The following is a 22,773-nucleotide window of genomic DNA, read 5'->3' as shown; positions in this document are numbered from 1 at the left end:
ATGGGTTGGCAGCAAAAAGGTTTATTCGGTATATAAAGAAAATGGAAGATAGCAACACCTCCCATTTCCTAAACGAAACAAAAACAATATGGCAGATGTAATTATGTAAGATGTATCATGGGGCAAGTCCATATTAAAGCCATCATCCCTATTCCATTTTACATCTTCCATTCAACATCTTACATCTCCCATCCTACATCTTGCATCCGCCCTCTCCCATCCTTAAATCGGAATAATCACTTTAAAACTTAAGTTCTTGCCCATGTTGTAAATTCCTGACCGGCCATTGGGCGAACGGTTGTAGTATTCGAAATACTTCAACCTGTTTAAATTTGATTGATAGGCGATGTTGAAAATATTATCGGCCTGAAGAAAAATATCACACAAAGTTTTTCCTTTTTTCGTTTTTAATGCCGATCCTATGCCGCCGTTAATTAATGTATAACCCGCGGTAAAGCTTTCAGTATCATCTAAAGCATAAAATTTATCCTGATCAGCGAAAAAAGCAGCATCAATTTTAATATAGGGTTTATCAAAAATACCTATAGGTTTTTGTGCAGTCGCTTTGATCTCCGTCCTCACTTGCAATGGCGGAATAAAAGGAAGGTATTTAGCCGCTCTGCCATGTTTATTCAGGAGTTCCTGGTTCTGGTTCAGGCCAACCACATATGCCAGGCTGTTATTGAAACTTAACCATTTTAAAGCAGTAGGATGCAGATTTACAGAAATTTCTGCGCCATATAATCTCGCTTTTGATTGCTGATACTGATAGGTTAAATTACCAGGCACAATAACCACAGGATTTCCGCTGGCATCGGTCAAACGCGACTGATAAATATAGTTCTGAATATTGTTGTTAAATAGTTCCAGGCTTAAATCGGCATCTTTCAAATAGGCAATAATGCCAACATCTTCCTGAAGGTTAAACTCTGGTTTAAAGGTCCTGTTACCCAAATACACGATATGTGCACCTGGATCCAATCCGTTAGAACCGATTTCTGTAATGTTTGGCGCCCTGTATCCTCTTGCCATATTGGCTTTAATTAAGAGCCTTTCCGAAATATTGTAAGTTAAACCCAAACTTCCTGATAAACCATAGTAGTTTTTATTAAAAGAAGGAAACTGCAGCTTCCCGGTTGGGTCGTTTGCATTTACTTGTTTCCCGAAACCAGATTGGGCATCGGTACCTACATAAAAATCACCCCAGTTTATGTTTCTTCTGTCAATCCTGATCCCTCCGGAAACATCGACTTTACCCATCGATTTTTTTGCGAAATAAAAAGCACCGATATCGAAAAGGTCATAATCCGGAATGGGAAAATCGGTAGCAGCCTTACTCCTGTTCCCCTGGTACATCCCATTTATCCCAATGGTACTTTCTATACCAGCAAAATCGGGCAGATTATATTTAAGATCGTAATTAAAAGTGTTTAACACCACGTAAAGTCCAGCCTGGCCTGGTAATGTAGGGTGGTTATATTCCCTTCTTACACTTTGTTGTCCGCCAATCAATAAATTTAAATCACTCGTTCCAAATTTAAACTGACTGGTATTATAAAAGCGATAATGTTGAATGTGCTGATGCAAGGGATTAATGGAATAAGTATTCAGATCACTTTCAGGTACAACAGGTCTGTTTTTAATATCGTCTCCGTCATCCAAAACCTGCCTGGTAAATCTTCTCGAGAGAGAATCTCTGCTACCATCAGGAATTTCCATTAAATTATCGTAATAGGTAATGGCTGTTTTAGAAAAACCCCAGGCTTTATCTACCCTAGCGCTGGCCGATAAATTGTATTCTCTAAAAGCTGTACCATAAACCAGTCCATCAATTTTATTTTCGTAATTATGTGCCGTTTTCCCGGTTGCCCTAAACGTATATTTCCAATCGTTTTTAATGTAGGCCAGGCCGAGCGAAGAACCGATCATACCATTATTACTCTGGTAATTTGCGGTAAAATCGCCTTTCAACTTTCCGGTTTCAAAGTTTGGACTATAAGGAATCATATTAATTACCCCAGCCAGGGCATCAGAACCATAGGTTAAACTGGCAGGACCTTTTACTACTTCGGCCCTGGTAATGCCATATTCGTCTACCTCAATTCCATGTTCATCGCCCCATTGTTGTCCCTCCTGCCTTAAACCATCATACAAAGTTAATACACGGTTATAGCCCAAACCCCTTATAAAAGGTTTAGAAACATTCGGACCGGTGGTCACAGCGGTAATGCCCGGTACTCCTTTAACAATGGCTTCGATCAGGTTCGTATTGACATTTTGATCCATTGACTTTTTAGAGAGGACGGCAATGGGCACAGGGCTTTTACGCAATTGTGTGGCCCGGTTTACACCGGTAATTACCACATCATTTAAATCTGATGCTAAACTTAATAAGTCGGCATTAACCAGGGCTGTATCCCCTTTTAAGATGACTTTAATTCTTTTTGATTGATAACCAATACCTGAAAAAATGAGATCGCAATTTCCGGCAGGGACTCCATTTAATTGATACAGGCCTGAACTACCCGATTTTGTCGATGCATTAGTGCCTAAAATTTTAATGGTAATATTTTCTACAGGTTCGTTTTGAGAGGTTACTAATCCCTTGATCATCACCTTTTGGGCAATGGCATTTAGTGATAAAAAAAAACAGAAGCAATATAATAACAGGGATTTCATGAATACAAAATGATTTATCTAAATATAATTTTAGACAAATCTAAATTTTAATTTAAATATATCAAATTAATTATTTAGATAATGTTTAAAATCAAGACAATTAAGGGTAGCGTTAAGCGCTAAGCGGAAGGCGCTTTTAAAAGGACAAGGGATTTTGAAATGACAAGCGTTGTGCGTTTTTTTTATAAGCTGGCAACTATAGTGTATATCGCCCGTTAACAAAGCAGATTCACGCGGAAGTAGATATGCTCAGCGTGACAAAATTTGGATGATTCCTAAAATCATAATCAATATAACAAATCATTTTCCATGATTTATATATTTCAATACCTACTCATATTTTAACGCATCTACAGCATTTGCCTTTGCCGCACGGTACGACCTGAAACTTACCGTAATTAAGGTGAGCACCATTGATGCGGCCATGGCCAATACAAAAGGCCAAATACCAAGCGGCACCCGATATGCAAAACCTGATAGCCATTTGCTCGCCAAAATGTAGGCCAATGGCCAGGCTATGAGATTGGCCACAAAAACCATCCTGATAAAAGCACTATTCAGCATTTTAACCAGCTCGGCTGTTGAAGCACCCAGTACTTTTCTGATGGCCATTTCTCGTGTACGCTGAGCAGCAACAAAAGAGATTAATCCAAAAATACCGATAAAAGAAATAAACATAATTACACCGGCAAATATCCTGAACAAGAGACCAGTAATACGTTCTGACTCATAGTAATTATTGATGTCATCATCCATGAATTCTGCTTTGTATACCTCGTTAGGGAAATTACTTTTCCAGATATTTTCTATTGTTTTCATGGCCGGCATAATTTTTTCAGCATCCAATTTCACCGCCATGTTATAATATTGCCTTTTTTCCTGGTAAAAAACCATTGGAGATATTTTTTCTTTGAGTGATTGATCATTAAAATCTTTCACCACACCAACAATCGGCCCTGTCCTTCCATTTTGTGCGATGACTTTCCCAAGTGCCAACTGGGGATTAGAGATACCTATTTTCTTTACAAAAGTTTCATTCGCGATGTAAGCATTGGCCGTATCACTTTTTGGATATACCTTACCTGACACAAACTGCAGTCCAAACAGATCAAAATAATGCTCATCGACGGGACTTAACCGAACCTCAAAGTCTTTATTTTCCTTGCCATCAACATAAAAATTTGTAGTGTTCATGATACCTGAAAGAGGTGGTCTAACAAAATAAGTTTGTTTCTCCACTCCTGGTATATGAAGCAGCTTTTCCCTGAACGACTGCTGACGGCTTAAACTTGCGCTATCACCCGGAAAACCAATCATAACCACAGCATCCTTTTTGAAACCAAGAGGTTTTTCTCTTACATATTGCATTTGTTTGATCACCACCAGCGTTGCAATAATGAGCACAATAGTAATGGTGAACTGCATGACGATCAATACCATGCGCAAACTTAAATTCCCTGTTTGGATACGCACTTTGTTTTTGATGGCCAAAGCAGGACTAAAGCCTGAAATAATCATTGCAGGATAAAAACCAGCCAAAAAACTAACCAGCGTAACCAGAAGAAACAGAAAAACAAAAACTGAAGGGTTTGTAAAGAGCGATAATGAAACCTGCCCTTTAAAAAGATGTGATAACAATGGCAGTAATAATTCAGAGAAAATACAGGCCAATAGCATAGAAACTACTACTATGGTTGTGGTTTCGGCCAAAAACTGCAGCACAAGTTGCCTACGCATAGCGCCCATAACCTTCCGCACCCCAACCTCTTTTGAGCGGTTAACCGACTGGGCTGTAGCCAGGTTGATAAAATTAATGCAGGCTGTTACCATCAAAAAAAGACCAATAATGGCCAGTCCGTATACCTCCTTTTTCGTAATGGCTGTTTCAGCAAAATTATTGTAACGCTCGCTAAAGTGAATATCAGATAAAGCTTGTAAGTGGCTACGCTGATTGCCCGCAAGTTTTTTTTGTTTTAAATACTTATCGTTCATCCTTTCTAATGATTGCTCTAGTGCCGCCAATGAAGCACCAGTTTTGAGCAGCATAAAACATTCGTTATAAGTACTTACCGAATCCCAATCTTGATTATTAACACCATAAAAAGTAGGGTAACTAATCATAATTTCCATGGGAATACTACTGCTACTTGGCAAATTGGCGATTACACCAACTACTCTTAAGCGGATGGAATTCCAAAAGGTGAAGTTTTTACCTATAGCCTGTTGAGCCGAACCAAAGAAAATTTTAGCGGTTCTTTCCGAAATCACTACAGTATTGGGTTCTGAAAGCAATTGTGTGGGTTTTCCGAAAAGCCATTTCACCTGCAGGATATCGAATAAATCGGCTTCTGTAAAGTATACATCTTTCACGGCTTTAAAATGCTCGGTTCCGTCTCCATTGCGTACCAACACCACTCCGCTGCTGCGCGAAATCCTGGCCAGTTTCTCAATACCAACCAGTTCTTCTTTAGCTGCAGGGCCAAAAGGTAAAGGCACTCCTGCAGAATAATCGTCAAAACTGTTGTATTTCCAATCAGTTACAAACCTGAATATCCGCTCGCTATCCTTAAAATGTGTATCGTAACTCAGCTGAAACTGGATAAAAATAAAGATCAAAATGCAACTGGTCATTCCGATAGAAAGGCCTAGGATATTGATCAATGCGTATGATCTGTTCCTCAACAAGTTTCTAAAAGCGATCTTCAGGTTTAATTTGAACATAAATCTAAATTTCTATGGAGCACGCCATTCCTATGCCAAATATAAGCAAGCTCACGGAAAGCATTTTAAAGGGCATATATCATTATTTTATAAATCATATTTGTTCATTAATGAACAAATATGTACATAATCGGACAGCCTGTTATGATTCTAAATCATTTTTATTGGATCGGGTTGGTGTATCCGAACTTAGGCACAAACCCTCTGTATATTAATATATTATCGACCGAATAGAAATAAGCCAAGAAAATCTTTAAAATATATTTGTACGTATACTGTTAAAGGCACAGTTATTATTATTATAATTGGGAACAGAAGAGTGGAATCCAACTATATACCCGAAGGAAGACTGTACCTAAAGGAGTTGTTAAAACAGTACTTAACCCGATAAATAGAATATAATGTTGGTGATCAATAATTTTGAAGAGTATGAATCGCATCTAGGTAAAGAACTAGGTGTTTCGCAATGGCATACTATAGACCAGGAGCAGATCAATAAATTTGCCGATGCCACCCTGGATCATCAATGGATACACACCGATCCGGAAAAAGCTAAAAACGAAGGCCCGTTTAAGGCAACCATCGCACATGGCTATTTAACCTTGTCGTTAATTCCTTATTTGTGGAAACAGATTGCAGATGTACGCAATATTAAAATGGAAATTAATTACGGTATTGAACGCTTTAAATTCGGTCAGGCAGTTTTAGTGGATAGCGAAGTGCAGTTAAAAGCTAAATTAAATTGCATTAGCAATTTGAGGGGAATAACTAAGGTTACGATTCAAGCTACACTTGTGATTAAAGATCAACCCAAACCAGCCTATGTAGGTGATGTGGTATTCTTGTATCATTTTATATAGTATCATTCAACCTGGCGACGTAATTACCACTGGTTTTCATACCGGGAATTTTGATATCAGGCAAAATGATTATCAGTGGGACAACGAATATTGAAGAAGATTTTTTAAAAAAGTCAATTCTTTAAGGTACCGTTAATTGTAAAATCGAAAATATCAAAATTACGGGGATCACCTTGAGCTTTTATTTTATATATGGTGTTTAAAGGATGAGAAATAACCATGGGTACCATTTCTTCATATCTGCCACCATGTGAACGCAAGGTGCCATCTAAAGCTTTTAGTTCGTGATGAGCCGCGGTTTTTCCGAGAACAACATCACGTGCCGATAATACAAAAAGATCTCCGCTACGATCAGCCGGTTGTTCCAGTATGCGGCAACCCAATTCTTTGTCATATACCTCGGTGATCCCATCTTGCAAGATCAGCCAGTTTTTTATCTCATTTATTTTTGACTGGTCTTCTACATGTACAACCACATAAGAACCTAAAGCACCATGGTGTTTTACATACGGATCGGTAATGGGGCAGATTACCCTAAAGCCATTTCCAAATTTCGCGGTAAGCATTGTTTCAATATATAACACATTGGGCGATCCATCAGCTTTAATTTTAGCATTCATACCGTGATCGGCAGTAGCGCCAATTATTGCACCCAGCCCGAGCATTTTTCCAATTTCGACATCCTGGGCTTCATAAAAAGCCAGCGACTCTTCAGTTTCTGGTGCATAAGTATGTTGCATGTAATCGGTTAATGATAAATAAAGGAAGTCGGCCATTCCATTTTTAATGAGGGCCACACCTGCACGTAGGACAAACAAGCTCGCATCGGAACTGTATATAGCAGGCGTTTTATGGCCAATAAGTGTTTCTACATTTTCAATTCCATGCGTTTCCAGTGTCGTCTGATCGGCCTTTTCGGCTGAAAAAGCAATACCTTTCAGTTTATAAGAAAGGATATCACGTAATTTTTCTTTTGCGGTAACAACCGCAACCTTACGACCTGCATTTGCAGCAGCAGCCAGTAAAGTATCGGCACGTAAATATGCTGAGGAATTCATCATTACCTCCTGATCTTTTTCAGTATCATAAAAAAAATTGCCGCATATGCCATGTATCGCCGGACTAACACCCGTTACAATGGACGAATTGTTCACGTTCGTAAAAGAAGGTAATGCCCCTCGTACCATACCTCTATAACCCTTCATTGCCATTTTTTTTAAGTTGGGCATTCGGTCGTTAGCCATTGAACAATCAAGATATTCAGCTGCAGAGCCATCCATACAGATTACAACAATCGGTTTTACAGGAGGAGAATAAGTTTTGCCGTTTACTGAAAAGGGAGTAGTAGAGATCTTGTCCATTTTATATGGGAATGTAGTTTTTTCTAAATTTTTACCTGAAACTTGTCCGAAAAAGCCAGATGATTCTGTGGCAAATCATCATACTGCCACTAGCTATTTAAGTTAAATGGCTTTTTTGGATGCTTTCTTTAAGCAAAGTAAATTCATAACTATCCTGCGGAATAATCCGCCTTAAGGATTTTAGTTTTTCGGGCACAAAGCGAAACCTGATCTTACCATAAAGATCCTGATAAACACCAATTTGCTCCGTTATCTCCCGCAGCATCCCTTCATATTTCTGGTAGGTTTCGATTAATTCCTGTTTAAGTTTTTTGACTTCATCGCATTCACCTGGGTCGGTTCCCATTATCCTTTCCAGTTCTTCAAGCTGATCAAGAAGACCGATCAAATTTCCTACTGTAGTCTTACTTATCCCCTTCAAACTCATAAATTATAATTAAAAAAACTTTAAATTATTCCGGCAGTAATCAATTACTTGCTTTATATGGGCAACAACCGCATTGCTGTGCCCTTTAAGTTAAAATATCAGGCCACTTTAACAGGCTTAGACCTGGAAACGAAAAAAGCAATTAAAGCAGATAACACACAAGCTAAGGCCGTTACAATAAAAATATTGTTGCTATCGCCCGTAATATCAATTACATAGCCCAAAAACGGCTCACCAATGGCGGCAAACAGGTAACCGCACATGTTCATAATCCCTATGCCTGTACCGGTAAGCCTATTACCCAGCATATCCGGACTCAAGGGCCAGTAACAAGCCTGGGGCCCATAAACAAAGAAACCAGTTAACAGCATCAAAATACTGCTGAGTATGATTTGTTGTGTTGGAACAATAAAGATAAGCAGGGAGAGAATTGCACTAGCCGACATGCCGACCACGATGGCTTTTAGGCGGTTTCCTTTAAAAAAGGTATCAGATAAAACACCAAAGCATAATGCGCCAATGGCCATACCCACCGGCAGTAAAAATGTAACCCAAATATTCCCAGGGTTATCTTTCCAGTTTTTACCTAAAAAATGAACCGGAACCCAAAATATCAGTCCGTAGCGGGCCATGCTCTCAAAACCAAAAGATAAAGAAGTAAGTAAAAATCTTTTGTTTCTGAAGGCTTCCTTATAACGGTCGAGCCAATCTGATTTATCTTCGGCCAGTGGCTGACGACCATTGTGCTCTTCAACATCAGGCCGGTCTTTAGCAATAATTAAAAATATGGTTGCCGTAACCAACAGCAACAGTACCGGCAGGCGGAACAGCATTCGCCATTCAATCCCTTGCTGCAACAGCACAATAGAAATCAGGTAAGTTACTGCAGAAGACAGTCCGGCGGCCATGGTATAAAACCCAAATGCCTTACCTCGCTCATGTTCATCCCACCAATTATTGATCAGTTTTGCACCTGGCGCCCAGGCCATCGATTGAAAAAATCCATTGAGCCCCCAAAGGATCATGATCATGGTAGCCGTATTTGAAAAGCTTATCGCAATATTGGTCATGATTGATAAATAAGCGCCGGTTACCACCATCAGTTTAGGACTCAATTTATCTGCAAGGTTACCATTGATAAACTGGCCTATGGCATAACCGATTAACATACAAAAGCTAATCCAGCCAATGGTGCTATACGGTATATTCAACGAAGCAACCATGCCTTTCACCGCCCATCCAAAGTTGTGCCTGCCGGTGTAAAAGAAGAGGTAACACAACATGGTTACCAGTAACATCTTCCACTTCTGTTTGCCCGCGCTATTACTGTTCATTATGATTATTTTTGGCAACGTTGATCCCTACACGGATAGGCTTATCAGCCACGGCGTAATTAAAGGCTGATTCTGCATCTGCTAAAGAAAACTCTGCTGAAACCAGTTTTTCAAACGGAAACCTGGCATGGTTTGTTTCTATAAACTTTACTGCTTGTACAAAGTCTTCGTAGTTATAATTGTGAAGGCCTTTGATGGTAATGAGGTTACGAACAACACGCTCGGCATTAACCTGAACTTCTCTTGTTTTAAAAACCGCACCAATCCAAACCGCTGTTCCGCCAACTGTAAGTGTGTTAAGCCCCATTTCCATGGCATCTGGCGAACCACTCATATCAAAAGCCACATCAATATCTGCTGGAAGATCTGCATCGTGACCTAAAAGGTGCTGCACATTGGCTCCGAATGCTTCGGCTAACTTTAAACGTCCGTCATTTACATCGGCTACATGGATTTCTTTTGCGCCATCGGCACTGCACATTGCTGCACATACCAAACCCAGCAAACCCACACCAGAGATTAATACCTTTTTCCCTTGAAGGCTACCTGAAAGACGGACAGCACCTGCAACCGTCGCCACTGCGCAGTTAATGGTTGCGGCAACTTTAAGTGGAATTTCTTTACTGATTTTAAGTACAGTCGTACCCTGCTTTAATACACAGTGGGTTGAAAGTCCCCCGTGAAGGGCATCTGTAGCTGTAACCTTTGCGTGCCCGTATTTAAAAAGACCATCAGCCTTTTGTGGCATGCCTTCTTTCGCCCTTACTGAATCTGCATTGGAAGCAAATATGCTCCAGGTTACCCTATCTCCTATTTCAAGCTGGTTTCCTAAATAATCTTTTTGGTTGTGTTCTGGATGAAAAGCCAGTACTTCGCCTACAATTTCATGTCCCAAAACGGTAGGAACAGCTTCATTACGCAAGCCACAAAAGGTATGCAGATCGCTTCCACAAATTGTAGTATATAAGTTTTTGACCAAAATTTCACCTGGATTAAGTACAGGGATAGTTGTTTCCATTTCCTCCAGCGCCTTTCCCGATCCATTAAAAACAACGAGGGTTGCATTTTTCATATTTATCTTTTTCTTTTATTTTAATTATCTGGTTATTCTGGTTCATGCTTCTTAATGCCGAAACAATAAGACAAAAATGAACTTTTAATGTTTAGCTAAAGTAAACAAATGTTAATATAAATGTTAACTATTACTAAACATTTGTTTAGTAAAATTACTGATAGTATATTTGACGACGAAAGTTCAAAAAATTAATTTATCTAATTTAATAGAAAGCAAATGTACCCTGAAATTAAAATGGTAGTATTCGATATGGCTGGCACCACAGTGAACGAAAACAACCTAGTTTACAAAACTCTAATGAATGCAATAAATGCCGCTGGTTTTTCTTATACCCTTGATCAGGTTCTTGCTGTTGCAGCCGGAAAGGAAAAGAAAGAAGCAATCAGATCGGTACTTAAAACTTACGAAGGTTCTTTTGATGAAGAAGTGGTCTTCAATATATACGAAGAATTTATTGGTAAACTGAAACTGGCTTACGAAACTGAGGAAATTTTACCGCAGCCAGGTTCGATTGAACTTTTTGAGAAACTTCGACAAAAAGGAATCATTTCGGTACTTAATACCGGTTATGACCGGGTTACTGCAGAAGCTATCCTGAACAGACTTGGATGGAAAGTTGGTACCGACTTCGATACATTGGTTACTGCCTCGGAAGTGGGCCAGAACAGACCAGAACCAGATATGATTTTATTGGCAATGAGACACCATGGCCTTACCGATGGTAAATCGGTTGTTAAAGTGGGTGATTCCAGTATTGATATTGAAGAAGGCAAAAATGCAGGTTGTGGTCTAAGCATCGGCATTACCACCGGAGCGCACACACAAAAACAATTAGAAGAAGCAGAACCTGACGCCGTAATAGACAATCTAATGGATATCCTGGCTATGGTAACCAAGCAGAACTAAATCATTACTCCGAATAGCTTTCCACGTTAATGACTCACTCAAACGGAAGGTAAACGATTAGGATCAAAGATGAAAGGCTTTTGGCATTAGGCCAGAAGCCTTAATATTTAAAAATTATCACCATCAACCAGTATCTTCTGTAAATCGTAAATGATTTCTTCTACGCTGCTTTCTGAATAAATGGAAAAGTATTTCCTGATCTTAGTTGGTAAAAATCGGCTGAAATAGGCCGTTAATTATTCCTATCTTGTGTTCGGAGAAAAAGATATGAAAGACACTAGCGAAATCATTGAACTCATTAAAGATTACGAGAAGAGGGAACTGGACTTAAGGCTTGATAATGAGCAACTCCGTCGGCTTAATGATGCCTTGCGACTTGCTGAAGAAAAAAGTGCCATACTCACTTCTATTATCAGTTCATCTGACGATGCTATTGTCTCAAAGGATCTTAATGGAATAGTGACCAGCTGGAATAATGCGGCTGCCCGGATATTTGGTTATACTGCCGAAGAAATGATCGGTAGCTCCATCCTGAAAGTCATTCCAATCGATCGGCATGAGGAAGAGCCCAAGATCCTTTCGCAGTTACGCAAGGGCGACCGGGTTGACCATTTTGAAACCATCCGCAGAAAAAAAGATGGAACGCTCATCCATGTATCACTCACTATCTCCCCCATTAAAGACAGCAGCGGACAGGTAATTGGACTATCCAAAATCGCGAGGGACATCACTGAAAAAAAACTGGTGGAGAAAAAAAAAGATGAGTTTATTAGTTTTGTTAGTCATGAACTAAAAACGCCACTAACTTCACTGCGTTCCTATATACAAATCGCGCTGCATAAGCTTAAGTTAAATGGCAATGACTTTATCGCCCATGCCCTGACAAAAGCCGAACAGCAGACCAAGAAGATGGAGAATATGATTACCGACTTCTTACACATCTCCAGGCTGGAGGGTGGGCAGTTAAAGTTTGAAAGTGCCCGCTTTGACCTTGTTGCCACCATCCGGTCATGCATTGAAGATGCGGAGGCAAGTAGCGAAAAACATCAACTGGTTTATGAGGGAGAAAATGAGGCGATGGTTATGGGTGATGCCGAAAAAATCTCCCTGGTGATGACCAATCTCCTGAGCAATGCCCAAAAATATTCGCCTGATGGAGGGATTATTACTGTTTCTTGCAAACGCAGCGATCAAAACCTTATCATTAGCGTAAAAGATCAGGGCATTGGTATCTCTTCTGAAGACAAAAAAAACATGTTCCAGAAGTTTTACCGCATCAGATCTGAAAAGACCCGTAATATCAGTGGCTTTGGCATTGGCTTATACCTATCCAGCTCTATTATTTCCTTACATGGTTCATCTATCAGTGTCGAAAGTAAGCTCGATGAGGGATCAACATTTTCGTTCAGTCTTAAAACAGCCGATTAAACCTGTACAGGGTTTTACAAAAATAATGATTTGAACCTCTCTGCTAAACTAGCTAGTTAAAATACGCCATTCATACTTAGTTCTTCAGAAACTTAATTGTAGTGGGTTCTGGACCATCGGCCGGATAACTCAAAAAGTTAACAGTAAGCACATTGCCGGTGATACTAAAAGTACCGCTATCAAAAAGCGACTGTTCAACCGCCCTAATTTCAGGTTGTCTTTTCGGCTCGAGGAATACCTGGCTTTTGATAATAGCGGTTAACTTGTTTCCACTTACCGAATAGCTTCCGGTAGATGTAACACCTCCTTGCAATCCATAATAGGTAAAGTGCATGGTAAAGGTTCCGTCTGCACTAAAGAACAGCTTACGTTGGTAATCAGGTGAAACAGGTGTCTCGGTCCAGCTGCCCACAAGTGGCAAAAGTTCTGCTTGTGCAGGTTTATCTTTTTTACAGGCGGTTAAAGCCATCGTACAGAACAGGATCAGGCTAAAAACCTTTAAACATATTTTCATAGCATTAATTTTGACACAGAAACGAGTAAGGTTATTAAATCGCTACAACAAAAAAAAGTTAATGTTGAGGCAAAATAAAAAAGAGGCTGTACCATAAGCTAAGGTTACATCCTATTGTCTCGCCTCAGCAAGATAACCTAAACTTAAAACCTTTTAAACCGCTAAAACGTTTATTTTTAGATAACTTAGGTCATAACTTAAATATAAGCATATGAATACTCAGGAAGTAGCTGACAAATTGGTACAGCTTTGCCGTGAAGGCAAACACGAACAAGCCATTGATGAACTTTACGCCGACAACGTAGTGAGTAAAGAGCCAAAAGGCTCGCCAATGGAATTAACAGAAGGCAAGGATGCTGTTAAAAACAAAACCATACAATGGGAAGAAAGTGTTGAAGAAATACATAGCGCTTCTTGCTCCGAACCGATTGTTGCAGACAATCATTTTTCAATTGTAATGAACATTGATGCCACTTATAAATCGCATGGAAGAATGGCGATGAGTGAAATTTGTGTTTATGAGGTTAAAGACGGAAAAATCGTTGCCGATGAGTTTTTCTATCGCATGGGTTAAAATATAAAAAGCCCCGATATCCATCTGGGCTTTTATAATCAACTAACCTAAACTTATAAATACTAACCAAATATTTATACCGCAAAACTAAGGACCGATTATTAATTCAGTGTTAAATATTTATCACATATTATCTAAAATTGGCGGCACTACATTAACTCAAAGTATTAAATAACGCTTAATTAACCAGGGCAACCTATTATAAAATAATCAGCTTCAAATTTGCTTTGCCTGTTCTATGAAGGAAAATCTTTTATTACCTTTAAATAAACGAGTAATTTCTAACCATAAAACGCATAGAACTGATGACAATGCCCATCCAGCACGACCTTTCAAAAAAACATCAACTCATTTCCGATCTGTTTAAATGGCCTGCAAAAGCTTCTGACTGGGAACAGTACAAGCTTAGCAACGAGCAAATTGATTTTTTTAAAACCTATGGATACGTTAGTGATGTGAAATTACTGGAAGAATGGCAGGTTGACCGGCTGAACAAAGAATTAGCAGAAATTGTTGATCCCGCACACCCGTTAAATGGGCTATTTCACGAGTTTCACAGCAATGAATCTGCAGACCCTAATTCTGTTTTATTTCATGCTTTAGGTGCCTGGCGGATTACAGAAGGTTTTCATGATGTAATATGGAATCCGGCTTTTGCAATGGCTGCCAGTCAAATTTTAGGCAATAAAGGCGTACGTTTCTGGCACGATCAGTTGTTCTGTAAACCCGCAAAACACGGAGGCGTTGTGGCCTGGCACCAGGACTATTCTTACTGGACGCGTACGGGGCCCATGCAACATTTAACCTGCTGGGTTGGATTGGATGATGCTACCACTGAAAACGGTTGTTTATATTATGTACCTAAAAGCCATCGCTGGGGCTTGCTGGATAAACCAGATTTAGCTGGCGATATGGAGGGCCTGATGCAATATTTAACAGAAGAGCAGAAGGCCGAATTTCATCCTGTTCCGATCGAACTTAAAAAGGGATATGCTACTTTTCATCATCCATTAATGGTTCATGGTTCGTTTCCCAATAAATCGCCACGTTCAAGAAGCGCTTTCGTTTTAAATGTATTTACTGACGGTACTGAATCTAATACCGACGAAGCTTTACTTAAAGGTGTGGCACCCATTAGGGCGGGACATAAAATGGAAGGTCAATTCTTTCCACTGATATTTTCTCCTGATAGTCTGGTTTAACCAGGTTTCTTCATTACTCTATACTTAACCAAAATGACTTGATGAGCTGATCAATTCACCTGCAGCATCTTGCTGCCCTTACTTTCTATACCTTGTGCATTTACCGTTTTTAACTGGTACATATTGAGTTCGCCTGCAAGGTATTTTTTGGTGGTAACGGTATCCTGATCTGATGGTATGGTCTCGATCAAGTCAAAGCCTTTTCCATTCCATTTATATAATTTATAAGCTTTTACCTCAACATCTTCTGGTTTCAACCATTTAATTTTCAACATATGATCGATAACCGCTGCCTTTAAATATTTTGGACCAAATTCTTTTTCAAAAGCATTAGTATAGGTATAGGCGATGCTTGGCGCACTCTGTTTGGTTCCATTTACCGCTCTTACCTGATAAGTATCGCCATTTTTCGGTCTTGGTATGGCTATGTAATTGATGTTTGAAGTAACCACACCACCAGCCAAAGCCCGAAATGCTGTGCCTCCTGCATTTTTTATAAAAACAGCATAGCCGGCAATTTCATGCTGCCGCAAGCTATCTACCTGCCAAACCAGGTTGTAAGTAGTATCGTTTGCGGTGATAACCTGTAAATGTTGTGGCGGCGAAAGTGCCGGAATACTTCTGCTGAATGCTACGGTTACCGTATCAGAAGGTTTACTTCTATCAAAGGAGTTACTTTCTGCCACAATACTATACTGATACATTTCATGATTAACCAAAGTGCTTGCACTATCTATCCATTGATATTTATCGGTGCTATTTTTCATTATTTTAGCTGAAGCCAGCAAAAAGGTATCTTGTTTACCTGACTTTTTCAGAATGTAAAATCCATTGGCTTTTTCATCTTGATTTTCCCAGCTTAGCGCAATCTTCTCCCTCAGTTGTGCTGCTTTTACATGGGTTACACTTAAAGGCACAATAGCAAACTGTGGAATAACCTGAGCAACAGCTGCGTAATATATTTTACCATTAACAATATTTTCCATCGCCAGACGGTAAAAATAAGGTTCATTGGCATCAGAAACCTGATCTACAAAAACGCTGTCATTTTGGTTTAATGTTGCTACGGGTGCAAATGAACCATCCTGCTTACGGCTACGTTCAATGATGATGCTATTGAGCAGGTAGTTATTGGCAATTCTCCAACTCAGGTTTATATTTTTAGTTCCTCTGGTATTTTTTGCATCAAAATCAACAGCCACAGGTATTTCGTCGGGAGCGAAAGCATAAGCCAGCACTTTTTCATCCTTTAATACCGCCTGCGCTACACTGATTTGTAAACGGTATTGATAAATTCCGGGATTTTTTCTGAGTGTGGTATCGGCATATAAAAATCTGGTATTGACAGCCGCCTTCAGGTTTTGCTTTATTAATACCTCAGCGCCTTGTCTCCCTGTCCGGTAAATGGCCAGGGAGAGACTATCAGCACCATTAAGAGCGGGCAACTGATAACTAAGCAGAATATCTCCACCATCGTATTTTGCCAATAATTTGGTTTCAGGGTTTTGTTGCGCAAATACCAGGTCAGTAGCCCAGCAGCAGAACAGCATTGCAATAAGTATAGATTTCATAGAAATATTTTTAGTTGAGTTTTACCGAAGGGCTGAATCCACCACCTGGCGGCTTATCTAATCTCAGTAACAGGCCCAGTTCTTTAGACCCTACACAATAAACGAGTCCGCCTTTAACACCAAATTGCAGGTAACCACCCAGCCCGCCATTATAAGTAAGGCCAAATTCGCCATTGGCACTACCGGTTAAACCGATTTTACAAACAGAAAAATTGTACAGGCAAGAGGCATTCGCAATTGCTTTCCCTCCTATGGTTACACCGCTTTTTAAATTGACCATAATGCGGAGGTCTATCCCAGCCGAAAAATCGAAAGTTGGAACAAATGCACTCATCCCTGGGATATCATCTAAGCTAGGTCCTGGCAGCTTTGGCAAATCGGCTTTGCCCAATGATTTCATTACATTGACATAAACACCTGTTAAACGCTGTTCCAAATCGGGCAGTTGGTTGTATAGCGTCACATTCAATAGATCCTGTTTCATATAAGCTGGCAACGGGCCGTTATAAAAGCCAATGGCTACGCCACTTTTAAAGCCATTAAGAATAGGGAGCGGTGTAAGCGAAGCATTAGATATGATACCGCAAAGAATAAAACCATTACCATCTATCTGCATATTAATCTTACCATCATGCAGATTAACAGGTCCAACAGGAATATTTTGGCCTGAAAATTTTAAAGAACCTGCCAATATTTTTTTATCAAAATCGAAAGAAATATCCAGCCCGCCGAAAGGTGTTTCCACATTTTCTACTTTTATTTGTTTGCCTGATTTTTTATCATTTTCTATCGCTCCGTTTACAATAAAATCAATCTCATCCTGCCCTTTTACCAGGATTTCTTTGCCATCTGCTAAAAAGTTTTCAGGTTTAGCCGTAAATTGTACCAGGTTCCAGGTATTGCCATTAACCTTGCTACCGCCATTCAAAATCGTCATAAACCTGTTGCCATCAACGCCCATTTTTATTTTGTCATTGGGCAGGATATCCATTTGCGTACCTGCAGGAGTTTTAGTAATTGTTCCGTGTAAGGGTATGGCATCTGCGAGTGTATTTTTGTAGATCAGCAGATCACCTGTAGCTTTAAAAACACCATTCGACAGGGCAAAACTGGTTCCATTAAACTTTACTTTACCAGGTAGTTCTATATCAGTCTGCAGTTTTTCGGTTACCTGCTGTATGCTGCCGTTTTGATCTTTATAATATTTAAATCTACCCGTAACATTGTTGTTTGCCCCGGGGATATCGAGACTGGTATTGCCAATAAGGGTAAAATAATCTTTACCAACCTCTATACCGCTAATCGTTTGCGAGATCACATTAAAAAACGGATGTTTAACGGGTGTGACATTTACGGTTCTATGTATCCCATCACTATAGGCGCTCATGATTTCGATATCTATTTTATCCAATACCGAGATACCTGGGATATTTGCAATATAAGCCACCCGCTGGTAATTACTACCCGACAGATTTATCCGGTAATGCGGTTTCTGATCGAAAGGCGCTGCTGCATCGTAGTTTAAGGTCAGTTTTGCACCGCCCACCAATTTAAGCGGAGTAACATTACCCAGGGTTAAAACTTCATTGCCGCTAAGGTTATTTGTACCCAGATCAATCGCTGTTGGCATAATCAACATTTCATTCAGCGGAACATTCGGCAGGTCGGTCTGCAACTGCCCGCCAATAATTTTAAAGCCACCTTTATTCAGTTCGTACTGCAAACCTTTGCCCCTAATGGTCCATTTTTCTAAAGGAATAGTTATATCTCCAACATAATCCTGCCAGCTAATGTCCTTTTGAGATACCTTTACCGTGCCCGCCTGTAAACTGCTGATACCCACTAAAGGGATTTGCATTTTTATGGCCGTATTTATGGCGAAAACATCGGCATTTACATACGATCCCTTGAGCATAGTGGCTTCAAAATCATGCACTTTGAAGCTGCTTACCCCATATAATGCTTTAAGGTTATATTTAGAAAGTGGTGTAAAACTATTTGCTGCGCCCAATACATCTATCGGGGCGGATGGAAGTGCCTGATTAAAAAACTGGGATTTATCATGATCAAACAAAAATCTGCCATTATAATCGTAACTAAAGTTAAAGGAGGCCAGTTCGGAGGTTACAAAACCGCTCAACACACCCAAACCGTTTTTGCCTTTGCTAATCTTTAACAATGGATATTGAAAAAACTGATCGCTGCCCAATACCTCGCAAGAGAATTTATTAAAGGCCATTACCTTAAACGCATTGGTTTGTACTGTTATTTCGTTGGTTGTGGGCACAAAAATATAATTAGGCGTACCATTTGGATTTGCTTTTTTGTCGATGTATACCTGCAAATTTTTAAATGGTAACCTTGCATTACTTAAAGCCGTTTTAAACGTAGCATTATCAGGTATTTTAACAAATGCACCGCTGATTTTTAAGGCAAAAGGTGATGAACCTTCTTCTACAGTGTTGACCTCGATCGGGATTCCCCAAATTTCGGCCTTCATGTTCAGGCTGGTTAGTTTAAAAACAACATTACTCACCGTATTTGGTCCCACGCCATAACCAAAAAGTACCGTCTGTTTTTGGCTTTGATAACCTTCATCGCCACTTTTTACCGCGTACACATCCATCGGGCTCTGGATATTGAGCCCAGAGTTATAATCAAAAAACATCGATTGGTTAATGGCACCCGGAAGTATATAGAAGCCCTTATCATCAGTATAGGTTTCATTCTGTACCTGACCATCCTGATTGGTACCACTTATGGTGTATACCCTTGCATTTTTGATCGGTTTATTTGTTTTTTCATCAAGCACATAACCTACGATCGTTTTTGCCCGTACCAGCTTGATGGGGATTACCTCCGATGTTTTGCTGATCGGTATATTTTTGTAACTATCATACGTAACATAGCCATAGGCAACTACACGGATATGGAATTCGTTATCAGGACTTGCCACAGCTATTTCGTTGGTCAATCCAGTTTTACTGTCGCTGGGATAACAGACGTTTAAACTTTGGCCAACAGCGGTGCAGCTTTCGGCAACAGGATTATTATTTTCATCCACTATTTTAAACCGCACGCGGTGCAGTTTTTCTTTTACCACTATCTTCCCAGTAGGATCATTTACATTACTCACCAGCGTATAGTCTCCTGCATTAATATTCTTACGAAGTGCTTCAGGGAAATAATTATCAACAACCGGTACCACTTCTATCAGGGTAAAATTACCACTTGCGGTGTTTTTAATATCGAACCATCCGTTATCTGCAGTTTTTACAAACGGACCACCAGCGATGCGGATATTACAGATAACCGGCTCTCCCTTTTCGTTAACCACATGTCCCACCAGCTCGCCACCACCCTTCATATATTGCTCTACCTGGGCAGGAAAACGTTCTCCAAAAGACAATTTCTGTTTGCTCGCTATGGTTAAACTCGCATAACCAGGTTTTGAAATCACAATGCTGCGCAATGGCCCGATCACTTTTGTTAAATTGCCTTGCTTTTCCGTTGTTATCGCTAAATCTTTCAAATGCAGATAACCATTTATATCTGTGGTATAGTCTTTTGAACTTGGAAAAAAAGATTTATCTGTAGCATATTCGTAAACGGTAACGGTAGCATTGGCAATTGCTTTAGGCATGTTATTCTGCATCGTCATTACCCGGAGGTAGATCTCTGGGTTTTTGGGTGAAATAATAATTTCGCGTGCAATAGAACCAACTTTATGTACCGAACTTCTTTTGCTCAGTTTATAGTTTACATCATGAAACGGACAATTGTTACAAGCGTCGGATTGGATCACTTTGGTTTGCGTTTCGTAAGCAAAATTGCCTTCCAATTTATTTTCCAGCGCTAAGGTATACTTTCTATCCGATGACTTAGTAGTATAATAACTATTGGACAGCAGTCTTTTAAATATTATTTCCCCATTTGCGTCTGTTTTACCTAAGTCTAATACAGTTGCTGGCTCGTTCAAAATAGTTGCTTTCAGATCTTTGTACACTTCTATATTCGATTCTACCGGGTACGATGGATCAGTTCTATAATCGCTTTTAAGCACAGCCAGCTGTACCGGATAACCTGCGACAACTGCTCCTGGCTGTAATGCCTGATCTGCGATCTTTTCGTCCGTTCTTACCGTTACTTTTAAATTATACGAATCCGCAAATACAACCTCATCTGGCAAATGAATGGTTTTGCCATTCTGTGGAAATATAATGATGTCAGAATTGGTGTATTTATCTTCCCCCATAGCAATACGGAGCGCACCGAACTCAACCGATTTGTCTGCTTTTTCAATCAGCCCCGTTTTCATATTGTTTAAAAAAGAAACCGAAAAATTACCGTTTTCATCGGTAATACCTGTTACCAATACCTTATCCGGTTTTTTTTCAGGATCGACATAATTAGATGCACCTACCGGCGTAGTGAAAGGGGCATTTTCGCTGTCGTAACTTTTTAATTCGTTATACTGTGTTGGCGCTTTATTGGCTGATGTAAACAGCGCGTAAACCAATTTTATAGTGGTGTTTTTTACTGGCCTGGTTTCATTATCCTGGTTAAACATTCCATTACAGATAAAATCAGGCAAAGGTGCATCGTTAAGCACAAGCATGCTAAAGTTCCCAGCTTTTTTGGTCACATATGCCGGTGGAAAATTAAAGCTGCTGTTGTTAGGTTGTTCATTTTCTTTTTTATAGCGGTATAATAATCTGCCAGTTATGGTAACCATATTATCTACTACCGGAGGTAATTTTGGCGCACCATTATATTTAAATAATACGATTTCGCTATTACCCAAATTAGTGAAGTTGATGCTTTTACCATATGCATCTACTCCTTTTGCCGTAATCTGGATGGCATAAGTGGCACCGGGTTCTAAAGCTGCTTTTCCTGACGGACCTGTGATTTCTTTATTTGGATTGTCGAATGGTAGTTTGCCTGCTGCCGGAAGTGCTTTCAGCGTATAAGTTGTGGTGCTAATTTCATCGTTTACAATTAGTCCGCTATTAGTAGCCAACACATTTTCTGCCTGATCATTCGCGCCAACCTTTGCTATCTTGATGATGTATCTGATCTGGGCATTACTTGCACCCGAACCATTCCAGCTAATATCTATATTGGGCTGATTTAAAATATTATAAGCATTTCGCACTTCTGTAAATTCTACCTTGTTTTTAGGTGAAGTAATTACTGGCGCAGCCAAAGTAAGTTGTGGTACCGAGTAAGTAAAAACATTGGCCTGACTCGTTCCGTTATTTTTAAAAACTGTTTTTCCTGTCGGATCGAAAGCTTTTATACGCCATGCGTAACTTTTCCCTGTTTTTAACGGCGGGTCTGAGGGCGATAAGCTGTAGGACATGCTGTTCATCGTCTTATTGATCAACGGAAAAGATGCGGAGTTCAAAACCTGGTTAGGGTTTGAGCTGACCAATGGCATTTCGGCAACCTGTAATATATACTGTGTACCCATTGGTACAAAACCGGCATTTATCCAGTTAAAAACCAGGCTTTGCGGATTGGTAGCAAATAACGTTAAATTGCTTAGGGGATTAATGAGTACCGGAGCATCGGGGTAAGCGATATTAATGTTTGTACAGCCCAAAGGTGCAGTGGCTGAAATAACCTGATTGGTATTCATATCAACTGCCTGAATACAGAAAACATAGTTTCCTTCGGGTAAGCGTGAAGTTTGCACCAGTCTTACTTTATCAATGCCATATACATTTAAGGAATTTAAATCGAAAATATCCTTTAAGGCCAGTCCGTTTAGCTGTTTGGTTTCATTTGGATTCAAAATAACAGGCTGTAAAGGAACGTAATTGGATTTCGTGGTGATTTTTATGCCATTATCACCCTGTAGCTGCCCCACTAACTTTATTCTCTTTTGCAGGGCGGTTAAATTGGTAATGGTTAATAAAACTTTTGAAGCATTTGTTCCTGCATAATCGGCATAAAACGGAGAATATGGGGGTATAATAGTCGTGCTGATATTAACACTTTGGGCCATTGTTATGTTACAATAGAGCGAAAGCATCACGAATAAGAACAAAATCGGTACACATTTAAAACCTTTTATAAAATGATCGTAATTTCTCATGCTGAATGGTATTAAATT

The 22,773-nt window shown here is 39.7% G+C and carries 14 protein-coding genes; 5 read left to right on the top strand and 9 right to left on the bottom strand.

Translation table 11 applies throughout. The features are described from left to right. Nucleotides 1-222 precede the first annotated feature (222 nt). On the bottom strand, nt 223-2,679 hold the full coding sequence (locus CA265_07380) for an energy transducer TonB (protein ARS39480.1): 2,457 nt from the start codon (nt 2,677-2,679) through the stop codon (nt 223-225). Between the two features lie 330 nt (nt 2,680-3,009). After that, nucleotides 3,010-5,400 (bottom strand): ABC transporter permease, encoded by a 2,391-nt coding sequence (locus CA265_07375; protein ID ARS39479.1) that lies wholly within the window; start codon nt 5,398-5,400, stop codon nt 3,010-3,012. Between the two features lie 401 nt (nt 5,401-5,801). On the opposite strand from CA265_07375, the gene CA265_07370 reads away from it, so the two are divergent. Beyond that, a complete protein-coding gene (locus tag CA265_07370; GenBank protein ID ARS39478.1) occupies nt 5,802-6,260 on the top strand; it encodes an acyl dehydratase in 459 nt (152 codons plus the stop codon). A 113-nt stretch (nt 6,261-6,373) separates the two neighbouring features. On the opposite strand, the gene CA265_07365 is transcribed toward CA265_07370, so the two are convergent. From CA265_07365 to CA265_07350, 4 genes are all read right to left on the bottom strand, one after another. Beyond that, nucleotides 6,374-7,621: a phosphonoacetate hydrolase gene (locus CA265_07365; GenBank protein ARS39477.1), complete on the bottom strand. Its 1,248-nt coding sequence runs from the start codon at nt 7,619-7,621 to the stop codon at nt 6,374-6,376. A 97-nt stretch (nt 7,622-7,718) separates the two neighbouring features. Next, a complete protein-coding gene (locus CA265_07360; GenBank protein ID ARS39476.1) occupies nt 7,719-8,048 on the bottom strand; it encodes a hypothetical protein in 330 nt (109 codons plus the stop codon). Nucleotides 8,049-8,146: 98 nt separating this feature from the next. Continuing rightward, nucleotides 8,147-9,346 (bottom strand): MFS transporter, encoded by a 1,200-nt coding sequence (locus tag CA265_07355; protein ARS42916.1) that lies wholly within the window; start codon nt 9,344-9,346, stop codon nt 8,147-8,149. Between the two features lie 25 nt (nt 9,347-9,371). Further along, nucleotides 9,372-10,454 carry an alcohol dehydrogenase gene (locus CA265_07350; GenBank protein ID ARS39475.1) on the bottom strand — a complete coding sequence of 361 codons (1,083 nt, stop codon included), beginning with the start codon at nt 10,452-10,454 and terminating at the stop codon, nt 9,372-9,374. A 237-nt stretch (nt 10,455-10,691) separates the two neighbouring features. Between CA265_07350 and CA265_07345 the strand changes: the two genes are divergently transcribed. Together CA265_07345 and CA265_07340 are read left to right on the top strand one after the other, a co-directional pair. Beyond that, nucleotides 10,692-11,363 carry an HAD family hydrolase gene (locus CA265_07345; protein ARS42915.1) on the top strand — a complete coding sequence of 224 codons (672 nt, stop codon included), beginning with the start codon at nt 10,692-10,694 and terminating at the stop codon, nt 11,361-11,363. A gap of 267 nt (nt 11,364-11,630) precedes the next feature. Continuing rightward, the gene (locus CA265_07340; protein ID ARS39474.1) at nt 11,631-12,791 is read left to right on the top strand and encodes a hypothetical protein; all 1,161 of its coding nucleotides are present in this window, start codon (nt 11,631-11,633) and stop codon (nt 12,789-12,791) included. 76 nt (nt 12,792-12,867) lie between these two features. On the opposite strand, the gene CA265_07335 is transcribed toward CA265_07340, so the two are convergent. Further along, on the bottom strand, nt 12,868-13,260 hold the full coding sequence (locus tag CA265_07335) for a hypothetical protein (GenBank protein ID ARS39473.1): 393 nt from the start codon (nt 13,258-13,260) through the stop codon (nt 12,868-12,870). Nucleotides 13,261-13,516: 256 nt separating this feature from the next. Here CA265_07335 and CA265_07330 point away from each other — a divergent pair, with 256 nt between their 5' ends. Continuing rightward, nucleotides 13,517-13,879, top strand: a complete 363-nt coding sequence (locus CA265_07330; protein ID ARS39472.1) for a hypothetical protein — start codon at nt 13,517-13,519, stop codon at nt 13,877-13,879. Between the two features lie 311 nt (nt 13,880-14,190). Further along, nucleotides 14,191-15,081, top strand: a complete 891-nt coding sequence (locus CA265_07325; protein ARS39471.1) for a phytanoyl-CoA dioxygenase family protein — start codon at nt 14,191-14,193, stop codon at nt 15,079-15,081. Nucleotides 15,082-15,131: 50 nt separating this feature from the next. Here CA265_07325 and CA265_07320 read toward each other — a convergent pair whose 3' ends face one another. Both CA265_07320 and CA265_07315 read right to left on the bottom strand, forming a co-directional pair. Further along, nucleotides 15,132-16,652, bottom strand: a complete 1,521-nt coding sequence (locus tag CA265_07320) for a hypothetical protein (GenBank protein ID ARS39470.1) — start codon at nt 16,650-16,652, stop codon at nt 15,132-15,134. Nucleotides 16,653-16,662: 10 nt separating this feature from the next. Then, a complete protein-coding gene (locus CA265_07315; GenBank protein ID ARS39469.1) occupies nt 16,663-22,755 on the bottom strand; it encodes a hypothetical protein in 6,093 nt (2,030 codons plus the stop codon). Nucleotides 22,756-22,773 lie beyond the last annotated feature (18 nt).

The organism is Sphingobacteriaceae bacterium GW460-11-11-14-LB5 (genome assembly GCA_002151545.1).
Lineage (GTDB): Bacteria > Bacteroidota > Bacteroidia > Sphingobacteriales > Sphingobacteriaceae > Pedobacter.
The sequence above is the reverse complement of the archived record's forward strand: the minus strand, read 5'-3'. Positions and strand labels throughout refer to the sequence as shown.